The following is a 4,956-nucleotide window of genomic DNA, read 5'->3' on the forward strand; positions in this document are numbered from 1 at the left end:
GCGCTTATAGCCGCAGGCCATGAACACGCAAAGCCCAGAGGATATCACCCCACCCAACGGCCCGCTGGCCGATATCCGCGCCGCCATCACCCAGTCGGAAAAGATCGCGGGCCGCCCCGCCAGATCGACCACGCTGATCGCCATTTCGAAGACCAAACCGGTCGAGGCGATCGAAGCGCTGATCGACCAAGGCCAGCTGACATTCGGCGAGAACCGGGTGCAGGAGGCAGCTGCCAAATTCCCCAACTTGCGCGCGCGCCATCCGGGGCTTGAACTGCACATGGTCGGCCAGCTGCAATCGAACAAGGCGGATGACGCGGTGGCGCAGTTTGATGTCATCCATTCGGTGGACCGGCCGTCGCTCGCCAAGGCACTGGCGGCGGCGATGTCCAAGGCCGGGCGGCAGCTGCCTTGTTTCGTTCAGGTCAATATCGGCGATGAACCGCAAAAGGGCGGCTGCGCGATCAGCGACCTGCCCGATCTGCTTGTGCAGGCGCGCGCGCTCGGCCTGCCAGTGATCGGGCTGATGGCGGTGCCGCCTGCCGACGTTGAGTCCGCGCCCTATTTCGCGCTGCTCGCCAAGCTGGCGCGCGATTGCGGGCTCGATCAGCTCAGCATGGGCATGTCGGGCGATTTCGAAACCGCGGTGCGCATCGGCGCCACGCATATCCGCATCGGCTCAGCTTTGTTCGGGGCGCGATAGGCCAATCCGCCAAAACGCCAGGCTATTTGCCCAGCGTGAAGCTGCCGTCCCACGCGCCGTAGTTGCTTGATGTCACGCCGTTGCGCGTCGTTCCGGCATAGCTTGCGCGGCCCGGCATCGCGGTCAAATTCACCGTGCCACCGTTCCGTCCGACAATCCCGGCGTGCCGCGCCGCGCGGCAAATATAGCTGTCGTCGGTATAGACATCGCTGCCCCACACGCTGCCCTGTACAGCGACCGCCGTCGCCGGGCAGAAACAGCTGATGGCGCGACGCGATCCTCTGAACTGCATGGCATTGGCCGGGCAATTGGCAACGGTCGGCGCAGCAGCGGTCACCGGTGCCATGCCTCCTTTGGCAAAGCTGTAACTGTTTTCCCAAGCGCCATATTGGCTGGACGAAACGCCGTTTCGGGTGCTGCCTTCATAACCGCCCAACCCCGGGCCGACCGAAAAGGTGACGCTGCCGCCATTGCCGCCGATCACGCCAGCATGACGCGCGGCGGGGCAGATGGTGCTGTCATCAGTATAGACATCGGTGCCCCAGACGCTGCCGCCTTGGGTGGCGCTGGCTGGGCAAAAGCAGGTGACAGTCGCCCCGGGGCCACGATAGCTGGTGGCGTTGACCGGGCACTGCGATGCGCCCGATTGCAATAGCAACACCCCGGCGGGCGTCGATTGGCGGGGTGCTGGCACCCCTTGCGATAATGCAGGCGAGGCCGCGAGCCCCAGCCCGGCGAGCAGGACGGGCACGAACTGAACAGGTGACATGCGGCTCTCCATCAAAAAAACAGAGGTGCGACGCCGTAGCCTCTTTATACCATCACGCGATGCAAATGCCTATAAGTCGAGTTCCGAGCACCGACGTTTCTTGACCTGTCTACAGCATCGGCCCTCACCAACATCACCAGGCGATTTGGAGGTCGTGTTCAAACCAAAGAGTCACACATTTGCCACACAACTGAAAAATATGCTGCTGCAGCATGATCCATGTTGACCCCCTCTCGCAGGCGCAGCAATTAACCTATGATTAGATAGCACCAAAAAATCTGCCGCCATCAAGCCTGGACGGCCATGGGAGACCAGCCAATGCAACACGCTGCATTTCGCTTTACCTCGTCATTTGCGATTGTCGCTGCGATGCTTGCAACCGGCACAGCCAGCCCGGCATTGGCACAGGACGCAGGCGATCAGGCCGATCGCGGCGCTGGCATCATCATCGTTACGGCGCAGAAGCGCGCGCAGGATCAGCGCGATGTGCCCCTGTCCGTCTCCACCTTGAGCAACGACGCGCTCGCTGCGGTGCAGGCGGGCGGCGGCGATATTCGCGGCCTTGCCGGGCGCGTGCCCAATCTTAACGTCGAAAGTTCGTTCGGCCGAACCTTTCCGCGCTTCTACATTCGCGGCCTCGGCAACACTGATTTCGATCTCAATGCCTCGCAGCCGGTTAGTCTGGTTTATGATGATGTGGTGCTTGAAAACCCCATCCTGAAGGGCTTTCCGATTTTCGACCTCGACCGGATCGAGGTTCTGCGCGGGCCGCAGGGCACATTGTTCGGCCGCAACACCCCGGCGGGCATCGTCAAATTCGATACCGTCAAGCCCGGCGACGATGGCGGCTATGTCAAGGCCAGCTGGGCGCGGTTCAACACTGTTCAGCTGGAAGGCGCGATCGGCGGCAACCTGGGCAACGGATTTTCGGTGCGTGCGTCGGGTTTCTACCAGCGTCGCGATGACTGGGTCGACAATGTCGACAATGGCCCCGGCAACGATCTGGGCGGCTATGATGATTTCGCCGGACGGCTCCAGCTGCAATATGAGGATGGCCCGCTGACCGCGCGGCTCGTCGGCCAGGTGCGGGTGCTCGATGGTTCGGCGATCCTGTTTCGCGCAAACGTCTTCCGGACGGGCAGCAACGACCTCAACGGCATTGCCGGGCCAGGATCCGAGTTCCGCCGCAGCGAAATTCGCTCGGACGGGATCAACTTCCAGGAGCTCAACACCTATAATGTCGGGCTGACGGTCAATTATGATTTTGGCCCTGCGACGCTCACATCGGTTACCTCCTACTGGAACGGCAACCTCAAGAGCCGTGGCGATATCGATGGTGGCTTCGGCAACGCCTTCGCGCCCTCGCAGGGTCCGGGCTTCATCCCGTTCTCGGCGCAGACGCGCGACGATGTGCCCAGCCTTGACCAATATACCCAGGAAGTGCGTCTCGCATCGAACAACGAGGGCGGTTTCGGCTATCAGATCGGCGGATTCTTTTTCAACGAACGGCTGAACATCACCACGCTCGATTTTGGCGCACCTGCCGATACGGTCGCCGCCGCGATTGCCGTGCAGCGTCAGGTCACCAACGCCTTCGGCCTGTTCGGGACGCTCAGCTACACCTTCGACAACGGTCTGATCCTGCAGGCCGGCGCGCGCTACAACAATGATGACCGCGATTTTTCCGCCGCCCGGCCGGTGGATACACGGCCCGGGTTTCTGGGCTTTGGCGGACCGGTTCCGACACTGACCACCGGCGCTGACGCCGATCTTGTCACCTGGGACTTAAGCGCGGTCTACCCCGTCAGCGATGAGGTCAACGTGTTTGCCCGCGCCGCCCGCGGCTATCGTGCGCCTTCGATCCAGGGGCGGCTCGCCTTCGGACGCAGCCTGTCGATTGCGGACGCCGAACGCACCATGTCATATGAAGCCGGGATCAAGACGGTGCTGTTCGATGGTGATGCCCGGTTCAACCTGACGGGCTATTATTTCAACACCGAGGACTTGCAGCTGACCGCAGTCGGTGGTGGCGGCAATGTCACCGCGTTGCTCAACGCCGATGATGTCGAGGGCTATGGCTTCGAGGCCGAGTTCGCGGCCCGCCCGGCCGATGGCCTTGATCTCAGCTTTGGCGTCGGTTTCAATGAAAACGAGATCAAGTCGCCGGGCCTTGGCGTGGCTGGCTGCGGAGCACCATGCACCGTGCTGAACGCGCCGATTGCAGGGCGCCCGGGGATCTTCTCGATCGACGGCAACCGCCTGCCGCAATCGCCCAAATGGTCAGTCAACTGGACCGCAGGCTATGCCGTTCCCGTTGGCAATGGCGAGATCTATGCCTTCACCGACTGGTATTATCGCTCTCGCATCCAGTTTTTTCTCTACGACTCGGTGGAATTCAGCGATGACAACCTGATCGAGGGCGGCCTTCGGCTGGGTTATCGCACCAGCAATGGTCGGCTCGACATCGCCGCGTTCGCGCGCAACATCACCAACAACGTCTCGGCAACCGGTGGCATCGATTTCAACAACCTGACCGCCTATGTGAACGAGCCGCGCATTTTTGGTGTGGAAGTGGGCTCCCGGTTTTAACCGCGCCAGCGGGCATAATACCCAGGTTTTTTTAGGGAACTGCTGCGTCCATCTCTTTTGAAAAGATGGTGGGCGCGGCAGGGATTGAACCTGCGACCCCACCCGTGTGAAGGGTGGGAAACTGGTCTTTGGCGTATGTTGGCGCACAGAAAACACAATAAAAACAGTTGCGCACGTTCGCAGTAGTTCGCATATGCTTTTCATGTTTTTTTCATGGTTTTTGGGTCGAGTCTAAAATGGTCGATTTGAGCCGTATCGGCGAGCGGGACAAGCTGAAGACCAAAGCAGGGGATGAACCGCACTGGCAGCGTCTGCGCCAAGGGTGTTATCTCGGCTATCGCCCATCCAAGAAAAAGGCGGGGGGTACGTGGTTTGCGCGCGTCTATGATCCGGACACGAACCGCAATGCCCGGAAACGGCTGGGTGACTATGGCACCCTCTCCGGCCATGACGTGTTCAAACAGGCCAAGCAGGATACCGAAAGCTGGGCTGAGACTGTTGAGAGCGGCGGGGTCACCGTCCGCGCACTGGTGACGGTTGGCGATGCCTGCGAGACCTATCTTAACGAGCGGCCCGGTGCGATTGCCGAGGGTGTGTTCCGGCGGCACGTTTATTCCGATGCAATCGCTAAAGTGAAACTGGACAAGTTACGGCGGCACCACTTGCGCGCGTGGCGCAAGCGGCTGGAAGAGGCACCGGCTATGGTTTCGCGCTCCAAAGGTAGCACGCCAGTTACCAAGGTCCGCTCCAAATCAACTGTTAACCGGGATATGGTGCCGGTAAGAGCTGCTTTGAGGCAGGTACTGAAATCCGGTGCCCCAAATACCGACGCAGCTTGGCAGGAAGCCCTGCGGCCCTTCAAGGGTGCTGACAAGAGACGCGACCTGTATCTGGA

General features: G+C 61.0%; 3 protein-coding genes and 1 pseudogene. 3 read left to right on the forward strand and 1 reads right to left on the reverse strand.

Annotated features, from left to right (window positions below; genetic code table 11):
- Nucleotides 1-19: 19 nt before the first annotated feature.
- Nucleotides 20-703, forward strand: coding sequence for a YggS family pyridoxal phosphate-dependent enzyme (locus ACEW8G_RS13025; protein WP_373488841.1), 684 nt, complete (start codon nucleotides 20-22; stop codon nucleotides 701-703).
- Between the two features lie 22 nt (nucleotides 704-725).
- On the opposite strand, the gene ACEW8G_RS13030 is transcribed toward ACEW8G_RS13025, so the two are convergent.
- The gene (locus tag ACEW8G_RS13030) at nucleotides 726-1,472 is read right to left on the reverse strand and encodes an LCCL domain-containing protein (protein ID WP_373488842.1); all 747 of its coding nucleotides are present in this window, start codon (nucleotides 1,470-1,472) and stop codon (nucleotides 726-728) included.
- Nucleotides 1,473-1,790: 318 nt separating this feature from the next.
- Here ACEW8G_RS13030 and ACEW8G_RS13035 point away from each other — a divergent pair, with 318 nt between their 5' ends.
- Together ACEW8G_RS13035 and ACEW8G_RS13040 are read left to right on the forward strand one after the other, a co-directional pair.
- Nucleotides 1,791-4,061, forward strand: coding sequence for a TonB-dependent receptor (locus ACEW8G_RS13035; protein ID WP_373488843.1), 2,271 nt, complete (start codon nucleotides 1,791-1,793; stop codon nucleotides 4,059-4,061).
- 236 nt (nucleotides 4,062-4,297) lie between these two features.
- Nucleotides 4,298-4,956: pseudogene (locus ACEW8G_RS13040) on the forward strand (integrase); the annotation flags it as partial.

It is taken from the genome of Blastomonas sp. (assembly GCF_041747255.1).
GTDB lineage: Bacteria > Pseudomonadota > Alphaproteobacteria > Sphingomonadales > Sphingomonadaceae > Blastomonas.

Excerpts from the sequence above, each read along its gene's own strand:
- ACEW8G_RS13035 (WP_373488843.1), top strand. The coding sequence starts at position 1,791 with ATGCAACACGCTGCATTTCGCTTTACCTCGTCATTTGCGATTGTCGCT.
- ACEW8G_RS13025 (WP_373488841.1), top strand. The coding sequence starts at position 20 with ATGAACACGCAAAGCCCAGAGGATATCACCCCACCCAACGGCCCGCTG.
- ACEW8G_RS13030 (WP_373488842.1), bottom strand. The coding sequence starts at position 1,472 with ATGTCACCTGTTCAGTTCGTGCCCGTCCTGCTCGCCGGGCTGGGGCTC.